Origin of the sequence: Nocardioides potassii (genome assembly GCF_021648885.1) — a bacterium.
GTDB lineage: Bacteria > Actinomycetota > Actinomycetes > Propionibacteriales > Nocardioidaceae > Nocardioides > Nocardioides potassii.
The window spans coordinates 503,470-520,833 of the sequence record NZ_JAKJHZ010000003.1 but is presented as its reverse complement, the minus strand read 5'-3'; the positions used below and the strand labels follow the sequence as shown (position 1 = coordinate 520,833).

The window sequence follows — 17,364 nt, the reverse complement described above, 5'->3', positions numbered from 1 at the left end:
TCTGCCCTAGGCGGGGTCGCGGTCGCCAGACGAAGCAGCACCCGTGCCCGGCTCCCGGTCCTCGAGCTCGGTGGCCAGCCGTGCGAGCAGCTCGTCGACGTCCGACATCCGGTAGCCGCGCACCGCGAGCGGGAAGCGCACGGACCGGAGGTCCCGCGCCTCGAGGGGTCGGCCCTCGGGCAGGCCGAGGTCGGGACGGTCGTCGTACGCCGGCGGCATGGACCCGCCGCGACCGGACGCGACGACGGCCACGCCGCCCATCGCGAGGACGATGAGGATCGCGAAGAGCCACGTCATTCGGGACGCTCCGGAGTCGGCGTGGGCCAGCGGTCCTCGCGCGCGGCGACCATCAGCGCCACTGCCTCGTCGACGTCGTCGGTCACGACCATCATGTCGAGGTCCTTGGCGTTGATCTTGCCCTCGGTGAGGACGGTGTCACGCAGCCAGTCGAGCATGCCCTTCCAGTACGCCGTGCCGATCAGCACGATCGGGAACGACGTCACCTTCTGCGTCTGCACGAGGGTGAGCGCCTCGAACAGCTCGTCGAGGGTGCCGAGGCCGCCGGGCAGGACGACGAAGCCCTGGGAGTACTTCACGAACATCGTCTTGCGGGCGAAGAAGTAGCGGAAGTTGATGCCCTTGTCGACCCACTGGTTGAGCCCGGACTCGAAGGGGAGCTCGATCCCCAGGCCGACACTGACGCCGCCCGCCTCGCACGCACCCTTGTTGGCGGCCTCCATCGCGCCCGGGCCGCCGCCGGTGATCACGGCGAAGCCGGCCTCGGCGAGCTTGCGCCCGGCCTCCTCACCGACGGCGTAGTGCGGGTGGTCGGCCGGCGTGCGGGCCGAGCCGAAGACCGCGATCGCCGGACCGAGCTCGGCAAGCGAGCCGAAGCCCTCGACGAACTCCGACTGGATGCGCAGCACCCGCCACGGGTCGGTGTGCACCCAGTCCGTGGGCCCGCGGGAGTCGAGCAGGCGCTGGTCGGTGGTGCTGCCGACCGTCACCTGGCCGCGACGCTCGATCTCGCGGCCCTTGACCCGGCGCTGGGAGTCGTCGCTCACGCGGTGCCTCCCAGCCAGTCCTTGAGGACCCGTTCGCAGTGCTCGAGGTGCGCGGTCGGGACGTGCTCGTCCTGCTTGTGGGCGAACATGGGGTCGCCGGGGCCGAAGTTCACCGCGGGGATGCCGAGCTTGGTGAACTGGGCGACGTCGGTCCAGCCGAACTTGGGGTTCACCTCGCCGCCGACCGCCTCGACGAACGCCTTCGCGGCGGGGCGGTCGAGCCCCGGCAGGGCGCCGGCCGCCATGTCGGTGACGGTGACGTCGTACCCCTCGAAGAAGTCGCGGACGAACGCCTCGGCCTCGGCCTCGCTGCGGTCGGGGGCGAAGCGGAAGTTGACCTCGATGACGCACTCGTCGGGGATCACGTTGCCGGCGACGCCGCCCCGGATGCCGGTCGCGTTGAGGCCCTCGTGGTAGGTCAGGCCGTCGATCGTCGGCTTGTGCGCGACGTAGTCGTTGAGGCGGGCGAGCACCGGGCCGGCGAGGTGGATGGCGTTGACGCCCTTCCAGCTGCGCGCGCTGTGGGAGCGCTCGCCGGTGGTGCGTACGTCGACACGCATCGTGCCCTGGCACCCGGCCTCGACGACGGCATTGCTCGGCTCCATCAGGATGGCGAAGTCGGCCGCGAGCAGGTCGGGGTCGCTCTCGGTGAGCTTGCGCAGCCCGTTGTGGACCGAGTCGACCTCCTCGGCCTCGTAGAAGACGAAGGTGAGGTCGCGCTCGGGCTCGTTCCCGGCGACGTCCGCGGCGAGCTTGAGCATGACTGCGTCCCCGCCCTTCATGTCGCACGTGCCGAGGCCGTGCAGGACGCCGTCCTCGAGGCGCGAGGGCAGGTTGTCGTTGAGCGGCACGGTGTCGAGGTGGCCGGCGATCACGACGCGTTCGGGACGCCCGAGGTCGGTGCGCGCGACGATCGTGTGGCCCCGACGGGTGAGCGTCAGGTGGCCGAGGCTGCCCAGTGCCACCTCGACCGCGTCGGCGATCGCCTCCTCGTGGTGGGAGACCGACTCGATGTCGACGAGCTGCTGGGTGAGGGTGACGACGTCGGCGGACAGGTCGAGCTTCATGGAATCCATACAACCAGTCCCCCGTCCGCGACGTCATAGGGTGTGGCGCGCGCCGATCGAGCGGCGCGGACAACGTGGGGGATCAGAGATGAAGCGTGTCATCGCACGGATCGTGGTCGTGACCGTGACGGGGTTGCTCGGAGCAACCCTCGTCCCGGCCCAGGCCGGGGCGGCGCCGACCTGGCGCCCGGTCACCAACCTCTTCGCCGATCTGTCGGCGCCCGGGGCGCAGACGCCGGCGATCGGCGCCGACGCCGCCGGCAACTCGACCGTCGTCTGGTCGCGCTACGACGGCTCCGGCACCGTCGTCGAGGCGTCCTACCGACCCGTCGGCGGCGCATGGAGCGCGCCGGTCGTCATCGCCACCGGCGCCCAGATCGGCTTCCCGCAGGTTGCCGTCGCGCCCTCGGGTGTGGCGACCGTCGTGTGGCGGAACGCCGAGCCCGACCGCAGCACGGTCCAGGCGTCGTCCCGGTCCGCCACCGGGACGTGGAGCGCGCCCGCCACCCTGTCGAGCGACCCCAGCCGCGACCTGAGCTCGCGACCCGACGTCCCGCAGGTGGCGGTCGACGCGGCCGGCGTGGCGACCGCGACGTGGTCACGCTTCGAGGGAGCCCCCGGCCAGCCGTGGCGCTTCACCGTCCAGGCCTCGACGCAGGCTGCCGACGGCACGTGGGGCGCCCCGGTCGACCTGTCGCCCGCCGGCAGTCCGGCCCGCACGACCGACGTCACCATCGACCCGGCCGGCACCACGACCGCGGTGTGGGCCGCCGGGGCCTCGCTCCAGGCCGCCACCCGGCCCGCGGGCGGCGCGTGGAGCACGCCCGTCGAGCTGTCCGGCACGGCCGGTCCGCGCGCCAACCCGCGTGTGGTCGCCGACCCGGCCGGCACCGTGACCGCGGTCTGGGGCAGCTTCGCCGGTGGCGCGTACGGCGTGCAGACCGCGTCCCGCGCTCCCGGCGGCGCCTGGTCCGCCCCGCTCGACCTCGTGCGCGGGGAGGTCTTCGACACCCCCGCGATCGCCGTGGACCGCCGGGGCGAGGCCACCGCCCTCTGGCAGCAGAACGACGGCTCGGGCTGGGTCGTCGCGAGCGCGTCCCGACCGGCCGACGGCACCTGGAGCACCCCAGCCCTGCTCTCCGACGGCGCGAGCAGCTCGTGGGACCCGCAGCTCGCGGTCGACCTCGCCGGCAACGCGACGGCTGTGTGGTCGCGGGGCGCCGAGGGGGGCGGAGTCGTGGAGGCCGCCCGCCGCACGAGTGTCGGCGGGTGGTCGGAGCCGATCGCGCTGTCCGCCCCGAGCAACGCGCTGCACCCGCAGGTCGCGGTCGACGCCGCGGGCAACGCCACCGCGGCCTGGTCCCGCAAGGGGGACGCCGGCTGGATCGTCCAGGCCCGCGGCCTCGACGCGGCCGGCCCGGTCGTCGACGAGATCACCGGCGCCGCCGCCACCCGCACGTCCGCGCGTGCCCGCGCGTACTCGGTGAGGGCCCACGACGTCTGGTCCCGCGTCGCCTCGGCGCGCTGGACCTTCCCGGACGGCACCACCGCGACGGGCACCTCGGTGTCGTACGGCGGCACGGGCGGCTCCGGACCGGTCCGGGTCGTGCTCACCGACAGCGTCGGCAACGCGACCGCCTGCACCTACACCGGCACGTTCACCTGCCGGCCGACCACCCGGATCGCACCGGTGATCGACCGGGCGCGCCTCAGCACCAGGAAGATCCGCGCGGTCGGGTCGGACGCACGCGTGGTCAAGAAGGCCAAGGCCGTCGTCGTGCTCAACACGGACGCGCGGGTGACCTTCACGTTCCGCAAGGTGGGGGGCACGGGCAAGCCGGTCCGCCTGGTGGAGAAGCTCGAGGCGGGCCGCAACGTCGTCGCCGTCCGGGCCCGGCTCGGTGCCCGCAAGGTGCTGACCCCGGGTCGGTGGAAGGTCGTCGTCACCGCCAAGAACAAGGTGGGCACCAGCCCGAGGAAGACGCTGCGCCTGCGGGTCGTGCGGTGAGGTCCGTCGTCGGCCGCCGCACCCGCACCGCGGCCGCGGCGGTGGCCGTCAGTCTGCTGCCGACTCCCGCGTCGGCCGTCGACGACACCACCCCGCCCGTGGTCGACTCGGTCACCTTCCAGCCGACCACGCCGACCGTCCACTCGGCCATCGCCTTCGCCGCCACCGCGCACGACACTGAATCGGGCATCGCGTCCCTCACCTGGACGTTCGGCGACGGCGGGTCGGCTGTCGGCCCGTCCGTCTCCCACACGTACGCGCAGTCCGGCACGATGACCGTCACCGTGACCGCCGTCGACCTGGCAGGCAACACCGCGACGGCCACAGCGGCGGTGCCGGTCTCGGCGTTCCAGCCCGAGCCGTCCTACACCGAGCCGACCGTGTCGCGACTGGAGGTGCGACCCGCGACCATCTCGCTCGAGGGTCGGACGGCTGGGGTTCGTCGTCGGGCCAGCGTCTCGTTCCGGCTCTCCGACATCGACGACACGACGAGGCTCAGCGTCGAGGTGCGTGGGACCACAGCGAGGACGCGCTTCATCTTCGACGCCGTGGACGACGGCGGTGACCACGTGCTGAGGTTGAGCACGCTGCCGGGCGCGCGTTCCGGGCTCGGGCTGCTGCCCGGGCGCTACCGCGTCATCGTCCGGGCGGCCAACCGCTACGGGGTCGCCAAGGCCCGCGCGCCACTCCGCATCGTCCGCTGACGCCTCAGGCCTTCGCCACCTCGACGCCGACCTCGGCCGCGTCGTCGTACGACACGGACGTGGCGAGGGTCTCCGCCGAGAGCAGCGCCTCGTGGGTCCGGGCCGCGTCGAGGACGTCGGCCGGGCCGGAGACGGTGAGCGCGATCCGGTCGGAGACGGCGAGGCCGGCGTCCTTGCGGGCCTGCTGGACCGCCCGGACGAGGTCGCGGGCGGTGCCCTCGGCCTCGAGCTCGGGCGTCACGTCGGTGTCGAGGACGACGAAGCCGCCGCGCGGCAGCACGCCGACCGCGCGGCCGGTGTCGGAGGCTCCTGCGACGGTGTCGACGGTGAACTCCCCGTCCTCCAGCCGCAGCCCGCCCGAGGTGACCACACCGTCCTCGTCGACCGACCAGTCGCCCGTCTTCGAGCCCTTGATCGCCACCTGCACGTCCTTGCCGAGCCGCGGCCCGGCGGCGCGGGCGTTGACCGTGAGCCGCTGCTCGACGCCGTACGACGCCGCCTCGTCCGTCTCGAGGTCGAGGAGCCGGACCTCCTTGAGGTTCAGCTCGTCCGCGACCAGCCGGTCGAAGCCGGCGAGGCCGGACGCGTCCGGCACGACGACCGTCAGGGACTGCAGGGGCAGGCGGTTGCGGAGGTTCGCGGCCTTGCGGAGCGCGGAGCCGGCCGAGCAGACGTCACGCACGGCGTCCATCGCCGCGACGAGCGCGTCGTCCGCGGGCAGGTCCTCGACGGCAGGCCAGTCGGCCAGGTGCACCGAGCGCTCACCCGTGAGCCCGCGCCAGACCTCCTCGGTCGTGAGCGGCAGCAGCGGGGCGGTGGCGCGACAGACGACCTCGAGGACCGTGTAGAGGGTGTCGAAGGCGTCCGCGTCCTCGTCCCAGAAGCGCTCGCGCGAGCGGCGGATGTACCAGTTCGTCAGCACGTCGAGGAAGCCGCGCGTCGAGTCGCACGCCGCCGCCACCTCGTAGTTGTCGAGCTGGTCGGTCATCGCGGCGACGTAGTCACGCAGCTTGGCCAGGATGTAGCGGTCCATCGGGTCCGCGCTGTCGGTGCGCCAGGTGGCCTCGTGGCCGCTGCCGTCACCAGCCGCGTTCGCGTACAGGCTGAAGAACGACCAGCTGTTCCACAGCGGGATCAGCACCTGCCGCACGGAGTCGCGGATGCCCTGCTCGGTGACGACCAGGTTGCCGCCGCGCAGGATCGGGCTCGACATCAGGAACCACCGCATGGCGTCGGCGCCGTCGCGGTCGAAGACCTCGCGGACGTCGGGGTAGTTGCGCAGCGACTTCGACATCTTCTGCCCGTCGTTGCCCAGGACGATGCCGTGGCTCAGGCACGTCGAGAACGCCGGGCGGTCGAAGATCGCGCCCGCCAGGACGTGCATCGTGTAGAACCAGCCGCGCGTCTGGCCGATGTACTCGACGATGAAGTCGCCCGGGAAGTGGTGGTCGAACCAGTCCTTGTTCTCGAACGGGTAGTGCACCTGCGCGAACGACATGGAGCCGGAGTCGAACCACACGTCGAGGACGTCGGTGACGCGGCGCATGGTGGACTGGCCCTCTTCTGGCGAGCGAGGGTCGTCGGGGTTCGGGCGCGTCAGGTCGTCGACGAACGGCCGGTGCAGGTCGGGGTTGCCGTCCTTGTCCGTCGGCAGCCGGCCGAAGTCGCGCTCGATCTCCTCGAACGAGCCGTAGACGTCGACGCGCGGGTACTTCTCGTCGTCCGACTTCCACACCGGCACCGGGCTGCCCCAGAACCGGTTGCGGGTGATCGACCAGTCGCGGGCGTTCTCCAGCCACTTGCCGAACTGGCCGTCCTTGATGTGGTCGGGCACCCAGCGGATGTCCTGGTTGAGCGCCATCAGCCGCTCCTTGACCCGGGTCACCTCGACGAACCACGACGAGACGCCCTTGTAGATCAGCGGCTGCCGGCAGCGCCAGCAGTGCGGGTAGGAGTGGTCGTAGGTCTCGCGCCGCACCAGCACGGTGCCGGGGCTGACGCTGCCCGTCTCGCCGCTGCCCGTGGTGGCGGCCTTCAGGTGGTCGATGACCTGGAGGTTGGCGTCGAATACCTGCATGCCCTCGTAGTCGACGACGGGGAAGGTGAACCGCCCGTCCTTGCCGACCGGCATGACGGCCTCGATGCCCTCGCGGTCGGTGACGACCTTGTCGTCCTCGCCGAAGGCGCCGGCGGTGTGGACGAGCCCGGTGCCGTCGGTGGTCGTGACGAACTCCGCGGGCACGAGGCGGAAGGCCCTCTCGTGGCCGGCGTAGTAGGAGAACGGCGGCGTGTACTCGAGCCCGAGCAGGTCCGCGCCCTTCCCGCGCCAGGTGACGGTGGGCTCGCTCTGCCCATCGCGAGGGGCCAGCTCGCGGGCGTACGACGCCAGCCGGGCCTCGGCGATGAGGTAGCGCTCGACGCTGCCCGTGGGCCCGTCGGACTCGACGACGACGTAGTCGATGTCCTCCCCGACCATGACGGCGAGGTTGGAGGGCAGGGTCCAGGGCGTCGTCGTCCAGACGAGGACCTTGACCCCCTTGAAGTCGCCCTCGGTGGTGACGTCGTACCCGACCGTGACGGCCGGGTCCTGCCGCATCTGGTAGACGTCGTCGTCCATCCGCAGCTCGTGGTTGGACAGCGGCGTCTCGTCCTGCCAGCAGTAGGGCAGCACCCGGAAGCCCTCGTAGACCAGGCCCTTGTCGTGCAGCTGCTTGAAGGCCCACATGACCGACTCCATGAACTCGGGGTTCATGGTGCGGTAGTCGTTGTCGAAGTCGACCCACCGCGCCTGGCGGGTGACGTAGTCGCGCCACTCGCCGGTGTACTTCAGCACCGACTGGCGGCACGCCTCGTTGAACTTCTCGATGCCGAGCTCGACGATCTCGTCGGTGGTCTTGATGCCGTTGAGGCGCATCGCCTCCAGCTCGGCCGGCAGGCCGTGGGTGTCCCAGCCGAAGCGGCGCTCGACGCGGTGGCCGCGCATGGTCTGGTAGCGCGGGATGAGGTCCTTGACGTAGCCGGTCAGCAGGTGGCCGTAGTGCGGGAGCCCGTTGGCGAACGGGGGGCCGTCGTAGAAGACGAACTCGTTCTCGCCGTTCGCGCCCGCGTCGCGCTGCGCGACGCTCGCGCGGAAGGTGTCGTCGGACTCCCAGTAGGCGAGCACCGCCTCCTCGATCGCCGGGAAGCGCGGGCTGCTCGCGACCGACGTCGCATCGGTGTGGCTGACCTTGGGGTACGTCATCGGCTCTCTCTCGCTGGTTGAGGAAGGACGAGGTCCTGTCTCGAAACCCGCGAGGACGACCACCTCCGACGGAGGGTGCCGCGGTACCACCTCGCTTGCCGCCCTGACGGGCGACCGCTCGTTCCGGCTGTGTCGGGCCGCACCCGTCGGGTTCTACTGGGGCCGCGGCCGGATCGCCGTACCCGTTCTTCCCGAGGCTCGCCGCTGATGACGGCTCAGACGCCTGCCGCGATCGTACGGCGCGTGCGGAGGCGACCGCCAATCCGTTTGCTCGGTCAGCCGGGGTGGCTCACCGGGACCACCCGGGTAGTCCAGTGGGCTTCCGTCGTGGGAGCACGTCGTCGCCGCCCTCGGGGTAGTCCAGTGGGTTCCTGCTCCCGAACGGCTCCGCGGACGGCAGAAACCCACTGGACTACCTCTGGCGGACGACAGGAACCCACTGGACTACCCCCGTGCGGGGCGAGGTGCAGCCGCGGGCGAGGATCACGCAGCCCCTCGGTAGCGGAGGTACCGGTGGCGCTCGAGATCAGTGAGCGCACGGCGTCGAGCGACCGTGTGGGTGGGGGTCCACCACGCCGGTGGGTCGACGGTCCAGGAGCCACCCAGTGGCCGGGCTCGTCGGGCGCCGGCGTGCAGGCGAGCGATGAAGTCGGACAACCGCGACCAGTCCGTCGCGAGCATGGTGACGACCTCGAGGCCGACGTCGCGGTAGTCGGAGCTCTTCTTCTCGTCGGCGGCCGCGCCGACGAGGCTCAGGTGGTCCGAGCCGTTGTAGAGCCCCACCAGCCCCATCTCGGGCGAGATCAGGTCAGGGGTGCCGACGTGTCGCCCGGAGCCGTCGAAGACAGGGACGTTGCACAGGGGCCGCGGCAGCAGTGCGCGCTTGGTCCACACGCCGCGCATCCGGGTCTCCCGCGGGGACCACGAGTTCTCGTCAGCCTCGACGAGGGCGTCCCGCGCCTGCTGGATGCCGGTCACCGGTCCGAGGGCGGACAGGTACGTCGTGACCTCGGCGATGCTGACGAGGTCGGAGTAGCAGGCCATGTCGAGCGCCACGACCGCGTCACCGAGCGCGGCGGCGTACCGCATCTCGTACGTCACCGAGCGCACGTGTGTCGTGACGGGCAGTCCGTCGACGACGACGATCTCGTCGGGGTGGAGGAACTCCTGACTCACCCGCCACCCGGCCTGCGAGGCGATGTGCCGACGGGCAACGACGTGCACGTCGCGTGGCGTCGCGCCGTCGATGGTCCCGTCGAACCATCGACCGCCCGTCCATGCGAGGGCCGCCCACCCGGTGACCGCCTCGTCCGTCGTGAGGACCGCGGCCGCCTCGACCGTGCGCTGGAAGGACGTGGCGGGGACGTCGTGAGGTACGAAGAGACCGCGGCTCGTGGTGCGCCAACGAGGGCCGCGAGCCACGCCCGGCGTCGGCCCACGCAGACCGTCAGGGTCGTGCCGGACCGGCGCGACCAGACCCGGACGGCGTTCGTGGAACGGCGGAGGAACGAACATGCCCCTCCCCTGCCCCGTGCGTGGCCGTCGTACCGGCAGTCCACAGGCCTTCGTCCCGCCACCCGCCCGGGGGTAGTCCAGTGGGCTTCCGTCGCGAAGGTGGCCGTCGGACGACAGGAACCCACTGGACTACCCCGGTCCGGGCAGCAGGAACCCGCTGGACTACCCGGGAGGGGGTGCGATTGGGTCGTCCCCATGAACTTCAACGGCATGTGGCTGCCCGAGGACCAGGACCCGCGGATGCAGATGGGGCCGACGCGGGGCGAGAAGGAGTGCCTCGTCGGCTACCTCGAGCACTACCGCGGCACGCTCGCGCTCAAGTGCGACGGGCTCGACGCCCAGCAGCTCGCGACGAAGGCGGTGCCGCCGTCGAACATCTCGCTGCTCGGGCTGGTGCGGCACATGGCACGCGTCGAGCAGAGCTGGTTCCGCCGGGTGATCGAGGAGCGGATGGACATCCCACGGCTCTTCCAGGACGAGGACGCCGGCTTCGACCTCCCCGAGGTCGACGAGGACCTGGTGCGCGCGTCGCACGACCTGTGGGAGGGCGAGATCGCCCACGCCCGCGAGGTGCTCGACCGCACGGACCTCGACGCCGTGGTCGACGTGCACGGTGAGCCCACCGAGGTGCGCGACATCATCGTCCACATGGTCGAGGAGTACGCCCGCCACTGCGGGCACGCCGACCTGGTGCGGGAGTGCATCGACGGCCGCACCGGCCAGTGAGCGGGGTGCGGCCCTAGACGTTGGCGTGGACGGTGAACCGGACGACGCCGCGGCACCCGCCGTCGTAGGTCCACGTCAGCGAGCCCACGCCGCGGGTGGTCGAGAGGAAGTCGAGCTCCAGGACCATCTGCGAGCCGTCCGCCCCCGCCGCCGAGCCGTAGACCTCGTTGTTGCGCGGGACGGCGATCGCCGGGTAGACCAAGTCCTTGGTGCCGCAGCTGGTGGGCACCTTGCCCTTGAGGACGTTGACCTGCCCGCCGAGCAGCTGGAACGACACCCCGTCGCCCGACCACCCCGTCGCCCGCGGCGGGAGCGGCGCGGGCCGGGACGCCAGGCGCACCGACGTCCGCGCGAGCGTCGTACCGAGCTCGGTGGCATCGAGGCGCAGCGTCGCGGACGCGACCCGCAGCTTGGCCCACACCAGGCCGGTGCGACTGGAACCGGCAGCCAGCGCACCCACCGAGAGCTTGCGGACGCGCACGCCGGTGGCGGCGCCGACGACCTGGACGTCCTCGGCCGGCACCGCCGAGGTGTTGGTGACGGTCACCGGGATGCGCGTCCAGACACCCTTCACCAGCTTGTCCGCGCGCGGCGCAGCGACGGTCAGGCTCACCCCGTCCGACGCCGCCGCGCCTGCCGGCCCCGGGATCGGGCACACGACGGTGAGGACGGCGGCCAGCACGAGGCTCGCGACGGAGGAGAGGCGCCGGGTCATGCGCGAAGTGTCGCACCGGGCCGACGCGGATGGCTGCGGAATGGGTCGCTTCCGTACCCTTGCCGCGTGACTGCTGCCTCCGGCTACGGCCTGCTGACCCTGCACGGCGACACCGTGCTCGACGCCTGGTTCCCCTCCCCCGCGCTCGGCGCGACCGAGGGCGGGGCGCCGGCCGAGCTGACGGCGCTGGAGGGCGACGACGACCTGCGCGGCGTACGGCGCGAGGTGCGGTTGGTCGAGATCGCGGACCTCGACGCGGCGCCCGCCACGACCGAGGACGTCTGGCTGCGGCTGCACCTGCTGTCGTCCCGGCTGGTGAAGCCCCACGGGCAGAGCCTCGACGGGATCTTCGGCCTGCTGACCAACGTGGTGTGGACCTCGGCCGGGCCGTGCGCGGTCGAGGGCTTCGAGGCCACCCGCGCGCGCCTGGTCGCGAGCGGCACCGCCGTCACGGTCTTCGGCGTCGACAAGTTTCCCCGGATGGTCGACTACGTCCTGCCCAGCGGCGTACGGATCGGCGATGCCGACCGTGTCCGCCTCGGCGCGCACCTGGCCGAAGGCACGACCGTCATGCACGAGGGCTTCGTGAACTTCAATGCCGGCACGCTCGGCGCATCCATGGTCGAGGGCCGCATCTCCGGCGGCGTCGTCGTGGGTGACGGCTCGGACATCGGCGGCGGCGCCTCGATCATGGGGACGCTGTCCGGCGGCGGCAAGGAGGTCATCTCGGTCGGCGAGCGCTGCCTCCTCGGGGCCAACGCGGGCATCGGCATCTCGCTCGGAGACGACTGCGTCGTCGAGGCCGGCTGCTACGTCACCGCCGGCACCAAGGTCACCGTCACCGACATGGACGGCAAGCCCGCCGTTGTGAAGGCCCACACGCTCTCGGGCGTGGACAACATCCTGTTCCGCCGCAACTCGGTCAGCGGCGCCGTCGAGGCCGTGCCGTGGAAGGGCGAGGGCATCGCCCTCAACGCGGCACTGCACGCCAACTAGCGGGGGCCTGAGCATGCCGTCCCTGCGGACGGCCACCATCGGGGCGGTGGTGGCCCTCGGAGCGGTCGCCACCACGGTCGTCCTCGTCGACCGCGGCGGCGTGCCGACCATCCTCGACACGTCCGGCTGCACCGCGGAGGTCGACGGCCACACGGTGGAGATCGACCTCGAGCAGGCCGAGAACGCCGCCCTCATCACGGCCGTCTCGATCCAGCGCGGGATGCCCGCGCGTGCGGCCAGCATCGCGCTCGCCACGGCCTTCCAGGAGTCCAAGCTCTACAACATCGACTACGGCGACCGGGACTCGGTCGGCCTCTTCCAGCAGCGCACGTCGCAGGGCTGGGGCACGGTCAGGCAGCTGATGGACCCCGTCTACGCCACCAACGCCTTCTACGACGCGCTCGAGAAGATCGACGGCTACCGCGACATGGAGATCACCGAGGCCGCGCAGGCGGTGCAGCGCTCGGCGTACCCCGATGCGTACGCCGACCACGAGGAGGACGGGCGCGCGCTCGCCTCGGCCCTCACCGGCAACTCGCCCGAGGCGATGTGGTGCGACGTACCGGGCGACGCCGACGAGGAGCCGGACGAGCTCGACGGGTCGGGCCTCACCGCCCGCGCCGCGGTGGTCCGCGCCGACCTCGAGGCCCGTTTCGGCTCGCTCTCCCTCGGCGGCTTCGAGCCGCAGGGCGTCTCGAGCGGCCACATGGAGGGCTCCGCGCACTACGAGGGCCGCGCGATCGACATCTTCTACCGGCCCGTCTACGCCGAGAACAGGCAGCGCGGCTGGGCGATGGCGACCTACCTCGTCGCCAACGCCGACCGCCTCGACATCAAGACGCTGATCTTCGACGACCGGATCTGGCACGCGGGCTCGCGGTCGGGCGACGGCTGGACCGACTACCGGGTGCCGTCGTCGTCGCGGGGCGACCGGCAGATCCTGGAGCACCGCGACCACGTGCACGTCGACGTCTTCGACTGACGGGCCCGGCCGGGCCAGGGGCGTGGTTCAGAAGACGGTGCGCACCGCGGCCATGTCGTCGTCACCGTGGCCCGCTTCGCTCGCGTCGGCGAACAGGGCCAGCACCGCCGTCAGGAGTCGGTCGTCGACCGACGCGCCGTGCGCCGCGTCGCGGATCAGCCCGAGGTCCTTGACCACGCCGTCGACCGCGAACGACGGCGTCCAGTCGGCGCTCGTCATCGCGGCACCCTTCAGGTGCGCGTAGGGCGCGTCGACCGCACCGCCCGCGATCGCGTCGAGGAACAGCTGTGCGTCGAGGCCGAGGGCCTCCGTGAGGGCGACCGACTGGCCGAGCGCCGCGGTCAGCGAGGCCACCCAGGCGTTGCAGGCGAGCTTGAGCCGGGACCCGGCGCCAGGACGGTCCCCTGCGCGCACCACGCGTGAGCCGATCGCGTCGGTGACCGGTCGCGCCGCCTCGAGCGCGGCGTCGTCACCGGCGGCGAGCACGACCAGCGCGCCCTGCTCGGCCGGCGCCTTGGTGCCGAGGACGGGGGCGTCGAGCAGCAGCCAGCCACGCTCCTCCGCGAGCGCGGCGACGCGGTCGGTGCCCTCGAGCCCGATCGTCGACGCCTGCACCCACACGCAGCCGTCGGGGAGCGAGGCGCCGCCCATCACCTCGAGGACCGAGTCCGTGTCGAAGAGGATCGTCACGACCGCCTCGGCGTCGGCCACTGCGTCGGCCGGGTCGGTCGCGACGCGGGCGCCGTCCGCGGCGAGCGGCTCGGCGCGCGAGGCCGTCCGGTTCCAGACCGTGACGTCGTGTCCCTCCCGCAGCAGCGAGTGGGCCATGCCCACGCCCATCGTCCCGGTGCCCATCACGGTCACGCGCATCGCGGCTCCTCCTCGATCAGTCGGTGAGACGGGCCACCGCGGCGTCGATCCGCTCGTCGGTGGCGGTGAAGGCGACGCGGACGTGCCGGCCGCCGGCCGCGCCGTAGAAGTCGCCAGGGGCCACGAGGATGCCCTTCTCGGCGAGCCACGCGACCGTCGCCCAGCAGTCCTCGGCACCCTCCTCGACCTGGCGCTGTGCCCACAGGTAGAGCGACGCCTCGGAGTGGTCGATCCGGAACCCGGCGCCCTCGAGCGCCTGCTTCAGCTTCGCCCGCCGGGCGGCGTACGTCGCGTGCTGCCGCTCGACGTGCTCGTCGTCCTCCAGCGCGGCGATCATCGCGCGCTGCTGCGGGCCGGGCATCTGCAGACCCAGGTTCTTGCGGACCGCCAGGAGCTCACCGACCAGAGCCGGGTCACCGGCGACGAAGGCGCAGCGGTAGCCGGCGAGGTTGGAGCGCTTGGAGAGCGAGTGCACGGCCAGGATCCCGTCGTGGGAGCCGCCGCTGACCCGCGGGTCGAGGATCGAGAGCGGCGGGTCGTCCGTCCACGCGCACTCGATGTAGCACTCGTCCGAGACGAGGATCGTGCCGCGCTCGCGGCACCAGTCCACGACCTTGCGCAGGTGGTCGAGCGGCAGGACCCGACCGCTCGGGTTGGCCGGACTGTTGAGCCACAGCAGGCGCGGCGTGCGCGGGCCGAACGCCGTCAACGAGTCCGTGGCCAGGCTGTCGGCACCGGCGAGCGCGGCGCCGACCTCGTAGGTCGGGTAGGCGAGGGCCGGGTAGCCGATGAGGTCTCCCGCCCCGATCCCGAGGTGGAGCGCCATCGACCCGATGAGCTCCTTGGACCCGATGACCGGCAGCAGGCCGTCGAGGCCGAGGCCGGTCACGCCGTGGCGGCGCGCCAGCCAGTCGATGGCCGCGCGGCGGGTGGCCTCGAGACCGATGGTCGTCGGGTAGCCCGGCGCGTCAGCGGCCGCGCGCAGCGCCTCCTGGACGACCTCGGGCGTCGCGTCGACGGGCGTGCCGACCGACAGGTCGACGATCCCGTCGGCGTGCGAGCGGGCGGTCGCGGCGTGGGCCGTGAGCTTGTCCCACGGGAAGTCGGGAAGCCGCTCGGAGACCTTCCGGTGGTCTCGTGACGGTCGCTGTGCGACCTCCTCGACCAGCGGAAGGTCACTCACTCGTCGTGCTCCTGCGGGGGCAGCGCGGCGACGAGCTCGTGGTCCTTGTCGATGAGGCCCATCTTGGCCGCCCCACCGGGCGAGCCGAGGTCGTCGAAGAAGTGGACGTTGGCGTCGTAGTAGCCCTTCCACTCCTCCGGGGTGTCGTCCTCGTAGAAGATCGCCTCGACCGGGCAGACCGGCTCGCAGGCGCCGCAGTCGACGCACTCGTCGGGGTGGATGTAGAGCATCCGCTTGCCCTCGTAGATGCAGTCGACGGGGCACTCGTCGACGCACGCGCGGTCCTTGAGGTCGACGCACGGCTGGGCGATGACGTAGGTCACCAGGTCCTCCTGAGGAGCGGGGAGCACGGATGGGGAATCGAACGCGGATCACTCTAGTATCCGGGGCGTGTCAGGCACGGCAGAACCCCAGCCAGTGGGCAGGCACTCCCTCGGCCCGCACGTCGTCGGGCAACGGATCGTGGTGCGCCACCGGCTCGTTGACGGCTCGGCGACCGACGTCCTGGGTGTCTGCACGGCGTGGGGTCAGGGCGTCCTCACCGTCGACCGGGACGGGCACGGCCCCGTCACCATCCCCCTGGCCGACGTCATCACCGGCAAGCCCGTCCCACCCCGCGCGTCCGTGCGCGCCCGGGTCGAGGCGCAGGAGGTCGAGGAACGCACCGGCGCCCTGTGGTCGTCGATCGCGACCGAGGCGCTCGGCGGCTGGCTGCTGCGTGCCTCTCCCCCGCACGGTGGCCGGCTGCGCCGCCGCGGCAACTCCGCGCTCGCCATGCGCGAGCCCGGCATCGGCTGGGTGGACGCCGCCTTCGGCGTCCGCCGCTACTACGACGCGCTCGACCAGACGCCGGTCGTCCAGGTGGAGCGCGGGTCGTCGGTCGAGGCGCGGCTCGCGCCGCTCGGCTTCGCCCCGGTCGCCCTCCCCGACGGGGACGGGACCGGAGCGGACGGCGACGCCCATGCCCAGCTCGCCTCCGTCGCGCGGGCGCTGCGGTCAGCGCGGGCCGCCGCACCCACGGTCGACGCGGCGCTCGACGAGACGCCGTACGACGCCACGGTGTCGGTCGCGGGCGGCGTGGCGTCGGGTCGCGGCGTGCTGACGGGCGACTGGCTGCTCCTCGAGTCCCTGGCCGTCGACGAGGACCACCGACGCCGCGGTCTCGCGACGGCGGTCCTCGCCGAGCTGCTCGACTGGGGCGCGTCGCTCGGGGCGACGACCGCAATGCTCCACGTCGAGACCGTCAACACGGGGGCGATCGCGCTCTACGAGCGGCACGGCTTCGTCACGCACCACACCAACCGCTACCTCGTCGCGCGCTGATCCGACCGCGTGAAGAGCCGCTGTGCGGCCCGGAGCGTACGGACCCACAGCAGGCGCTGCAGGACGAGGACGAGCATCCCGGCGACGACCATCCCGCCGATGTTCACGGCGAGCTGGGCGGCGGACCCGCGGATCTCCGACGGCGCCCACACGCCCAGCGCGAGCGCGAGGTTGCCGACCGCGGGGATCGTCGTCACCGAGATGAAGACGCCGACCATCGCGTTGGCCCGCGCGGTCGTCATGGCCAGCACCCCTGCGGCGCCGGCGATCAGCGCGACGATGAACGACCACCGGTCGGGGTGCCAGATGAACCCGGTCTGCGGGCGCGGGCGGGTGACCATGTCGGCGGTGATCAGGCCGGTGAGGCCGGCGACGAGGCTGAGGAGCGTGACGACGACGACGGAGACGAGGACGCCGGTGACGAGCAGCCGCAGCGCCTTGCCGCTCAGCCGGAGCCGGCCGAACACGAGGCCGGTCGCGATCGCGGCGACCGTCCCGAACTCGGGACCGACGACCATCGCGCCCACGACCAGCACGGCCGAGTCGGTGATGACGGCGATCGAGGCGAGCATCGTGGCGAGGACGAAGAACAGGTAGTAGGAGACCGTCGGCCGGCTCGCGGCGTAGCACTGCTCGATGACCGCCTCCCACACGACGGCGTCGTCGGGGTCGCCCGGTGCGGCTCGTTCGAGGCGGCGCGCGGCGGTGAACGGCGTGCTGGTCGGCGTGGTGACGACGATGCCACCGGACTCGTGCAGGCCCAGCCGCTTCAGCCGGGCGATCACCTCGCCCGCGAGCTCGCGGGCCACGTCGCACTCGACGAGGTCGCCCATCGGTGCCAGGGACGCGCCCCGGGTCAGCGTGAGGTTGGCGGAGCGGTCGTCGTGGCACAGCAGGTCGACGACCTGGTCGCTCAGCTCGGCCGGGACGGTGAGCCGCAGGTGGAGCAGCATGGCGGAAGTGTCGCAGC

Annotated in this window: 16 protein-coding genes; 6 read left to right on the top strand and 10 right to left on the bottom strand. The window is 72.3% G+C overall.

Annotated elements, in window-relative coordinates:
* Nucleotides 1-6: 6 nt before the first annotated feature.
* The 3 genes from L2K70_RS03900 to dapE are packed head-to-tail and all read right to left on the bottom strand — an operon-like array spanning nucleotide 7 to nucleotide 2,131.
* Nucleotides 7-297: a DivIVA domain-containing protein gene (locus L2K70_RS03900; RefSeq protein ID WP_236399262.1), complete on the bottom strand. Its 291-nt coding sequence runs from the start codon at nucleotides 295-297 to the stop codon at nucleotides 7-9.
* The gene (locus tag L2K70_RS03895) at nucleotides 294-1,064 is read right to left on the bottom strand and encodes an LOG family protein (protein ID WP_372477468.1); all 771 of its coding nucleotides are present in this window, start codon (nucleotides 1,062-1,064) and stop codon (nucleotides 294-296) included. Before L2K70_RS03895 ends, L2K70_RS03900 begins: the two co-directional genes overlap by 4 nt.
* Nucleotides 1,061-2,131, bottom strand: coding sequence for a succinyl-diaminopimelate desuccinylase (gene dapE, locus L2K70_RS03890; protein WP_372477467.1), 1,071 nt, complete (start codon nucleotides 2,129-2,131; stop codon nucleotides 1,061-1,063). The genes L2K70_RS03895 and dapE overlap by 4 nt, the downstream gene beginning before the upstream one ends.
* 88 nt (nucleotides 2,132-2,219) lie before the next feature.
* On the opposite strand from dapE, the gene L2K70_RS03885 reads away from it, so the two are divergent.
* Both L2K70_RS03885 and L2K70_RS03880 read left to right on the top strand, forming a co-directional pair.
* A complete protein-coding gene (locus tag L2K70_RS03885) occupies nucleotides 2,220-4,139 on the top strand; it encodes a hypothetical protein (RefSeq protein ID WP_236399256.1) in 1,920 nt (639 codons plus the stop codon).
* Nucleotides 4,136-4,843 carry a PKD domain-containing protein gene (locus L2K70_RS03880; protein ID WP_236399253.1) on the top strand — a complete coding sequence of 236 codons (708 nt, stop codon included), beginning with the start codon at nucleotides 4,136-4,138 and terminating at the stop codon, nucleotides 4,841-4,843. Before L2K70_RS03885 ends, L2K70_RS03880 begins: the two co-directional genes overlap by 4 nt.
* A gap of 4 nt (nucleotides 4,844-4,847) precedes the next feature.
* Here the strand turns inward: L2K70_RS03880 and ileS are convergent, their stop codons facing one another.
* Together ileS and L2K70_RS03870 are read right to left on the bottom strand one after the other, a co-directional pair.
* On the bottom strand, nucleotides 4,848-8,084 hold the full coding sequence (gene ileS, locus L2K70_RS03875; RefSeq protein WP_236399249.1) for an isoleucine--tRNA ligase: 3,237 nt from the start codon (nucleotides 8,082-8,084) through the stop codon (nucleotides 4,848-4,850).
* Nucleotides 8,085-8,567: 483 nt separating this feature from the next.
* Nucleotides 8,568-9,599, bottom strand: coding sequence for a hypothetical protein (locus L2K70_RS03870; protein ID WP_236399246.1), 1,032 nt, complete (start codon nucleotides 9,597-9,599; stop codon nucleotides 8,568-8,570).
* A gap of 195 nt (nucleotides 9,600-9,794) precedes the next feature.
* On the opposite strand from L2K70_RS03870, the gene L2K70_RS03865 reads away from it, so the two are divergent.
* Nucleotides 9,795-10,325 carry a DinB family protein gene (locus L2K70_RS03865; RefSeq protein WP_236399243.1) on the top strand — a complete coding sequence of 177 codons (531 nt, stop codon included), beginning with the start codon at nucleotides 9,795-9,797 and terminating at the stop codon, nucleotides 10,323-10,325.
* 13 nt (nucleotides 10,326-10,338) lie between these two features.
* On the opposite strand, the gene L2K70_RS03860 is transcribed toward L2K70_RS03865, so the two are convergent.
* Nucleotides 10,339-11,040, bottom strand: coding sequence for a hypothetical protein (locus L2K70_RS03860; protein WP_236399241.1), 702 nt, complete (start codon nucleotides 11,038-11,040; stop codon nucleotides 10,339-10,341).
* Nucleotides 11,041-11,106: 66 nt separating this feature from the next.
* Here L2K70_RS03860 and dapD point away from each other — a divergent pair, with 66 nt between their 5' ends.
* Together dapD and L2K70_RS03850 are read left to right on the top strand one after the other, a co-directional pair.
* On the top strand, nucleotides 11,107-12,036 hold the full coding sequence (gene dapD, locus L2K70_RS03855; RefSeq protein WP_236399238.1) for a 2,3,4,5-tetrahydropyridine-2,6-dicarboxylate N-succinyltransferase: 930 nt from the start codon (nucleotides 11,107-11,109) through the stop codon (nucleotides 12,034-12,036).
* A 13-nt stretch (nucleotides 12,037-12,049) separates the two neighbouring features.
* Nucleotides 12,050-13,018: a VldE C-terminal domain-containing protein gene (locus L2K70_RS03850; protein WP_372477466.1), complete on the top strand. Its 969-nt coding sequence runs from the start codon at nucleotides 12,050-12,052 to the stop codon at nucleotides 13,016-13,018.
* A 27-nt stretch (nucleotides 13,019-13,045) separates the two neighbouring features.
* Here the strand turns inward: L2K70_RS03850 and L2K70_RS03845 are convergent, their stop codons facing one another.
* Genes L2K70_RS03845 through fdxA form a run of 3 tightly spaced genes read right to left on the bottom strand, consistent with a single transcriptional unit; the run spans nucleotide 13,046 to nucleotide 15,394 of the window.
* On the bottom strand, nucleotides 13,046-13,888 hold the full coding sequence (locus tag L2K70_RS03845; protein WP_236399235.1) for an NAD(P)-dependent oxidoreductase: 843 nt from the start codon (nucleotides 13,886-13,888) through the stop codon (nucleotides 13,046-13,048).
* Between the two features lie 16 nt (nucleotides 13,889-13,904).
* Nucleotides 13,905-15,071, bottom strand: coding sequence for a succinyldiaminopimelate transaminase (gene dapC / locus L2K70_RS03840; protein WP_308195725.1), 1,167 nt, complete (start codon nucleotides 15,069-15,071; stop codon nucleotides 13,905-13,907).
* On the bottom strand, nucleotides 15,068-15,394 hold the full coding sequence (gene fdxA, locus L2K70_RS03835; protein ID WP_236399232.1) for a ferredoxin: 327 nt from the start codon (nucleotides 15,392-15,394) through the stop codon (nucleotides 15,068-15,070). Before fdxA ends, dapC begins: the two co-directional genes overlap by 4 nt.
* 67 nt (nucleotides 15,395-15,461) lie before the next feature.
* On the opposite strand from fdxA, the gene L2K70_RS21540 reads away from it, so the two are divergent.
* Nucleotides 15,462-16,394: a GNAT family N-acetyltransferase gene (locus L2K70_RS21540; RefSeq protein ID WP_236399228.1), complete on the top strand. Its 933-nt coding sequence runs from the start codon at nucleotides 15,462-15,464 to the stop codon at nucleotides 16,392-16,394.
* Here L2K70_RS21540 and L2K70_RS03825 read toward each other — a convergent pair.
* Entirely contained in the window at nucleotides 16,376-17,347 is a 972-nt protein-coding gene (locus tag L2K70_RS03825) for a DUF389 domain-containing protein (RefSeq protein ID WP_236399226.1), read from the bottom strand. The genes L2K70_RS21540 and L2K70_RS03825 overlap by 19 nt on opposite strands.
* Nucleotides 17,348-17,364: the final 17 nt, after the last annotated feature.

Bases quoted from the DNA above. Each gene is read 5' to 3' on its own strand.
- ileS (WP_236399249.1), bottom strand. From the start codon at position 8,084: ATGACGTACCCCAAGGTCAGCCACACCGATGCGACGTCGGTCGCGAGC.
- L2K70_RS03865 (WP_236399243.1), top strand. From the start codon at position 9,795: ATGAACTTCAACGGCATGTGGCTGCCCGAGGACCAGGACCCGCGGATG.
- L2K70_RS03845 (WP_236399235.1), bottom strand. From the start codon at position 13,888: ATGCGCGTGACCGTGATGGGCACCGGGACGATGGGCGTGGGCATGGCC.
- dapE (WP_372477467.1), bottom strand. From the start codon at position 2,131: ATGAAGCTCGACCTGTCCGCCGACGTCGTCACCCTCACCCAGCAGCTC.
- L2K70_RS03850 (WP_372477466.1), top strand. From the start codon at position 12,050: ATGCCGTCCCTGCGGACGGCCACCATCGGGGCGGTGGTGGCCCTCGGA.
- L2K70_RS03860 (WP_236399241.1), bottom strand. From the start codon at position 11,040: ATGACCCGGCGCCTCTCCTCCGTCGCGAGCCTCGTGCTGGCCGCCGTC.
- L2K70_RS03900 (WP_236399262.1), bottom strand. From the start codon at position 297: ATGACGTGGCTCTTCGCGATCCTCATCGTCCTCGCGATGGGCGGCGTG.
- L2K70_RS03870 (WP_236399246.1), bottom strand. From the start codon at position 9,599: ATGTTCGTTCCTCCGCCGTTCCACGAACGCCGTCCGGGTCTGGTCGCG.
- L2K70_RS03825 (WP_236399226.1), bottom strand. From the start codon at position 17,347: ATGCTGCTCCACCTGCGGCTCACCGTCCCGGCCGAGCTGAGCGACCAG.
- L2K70_RS03885 (WP_236399256.1), top strand. From the start codon at position 2,220: ATGAAGCGTGTCATCGCACGGATCGTGGTCGTGACCGTGACGGGGTTG.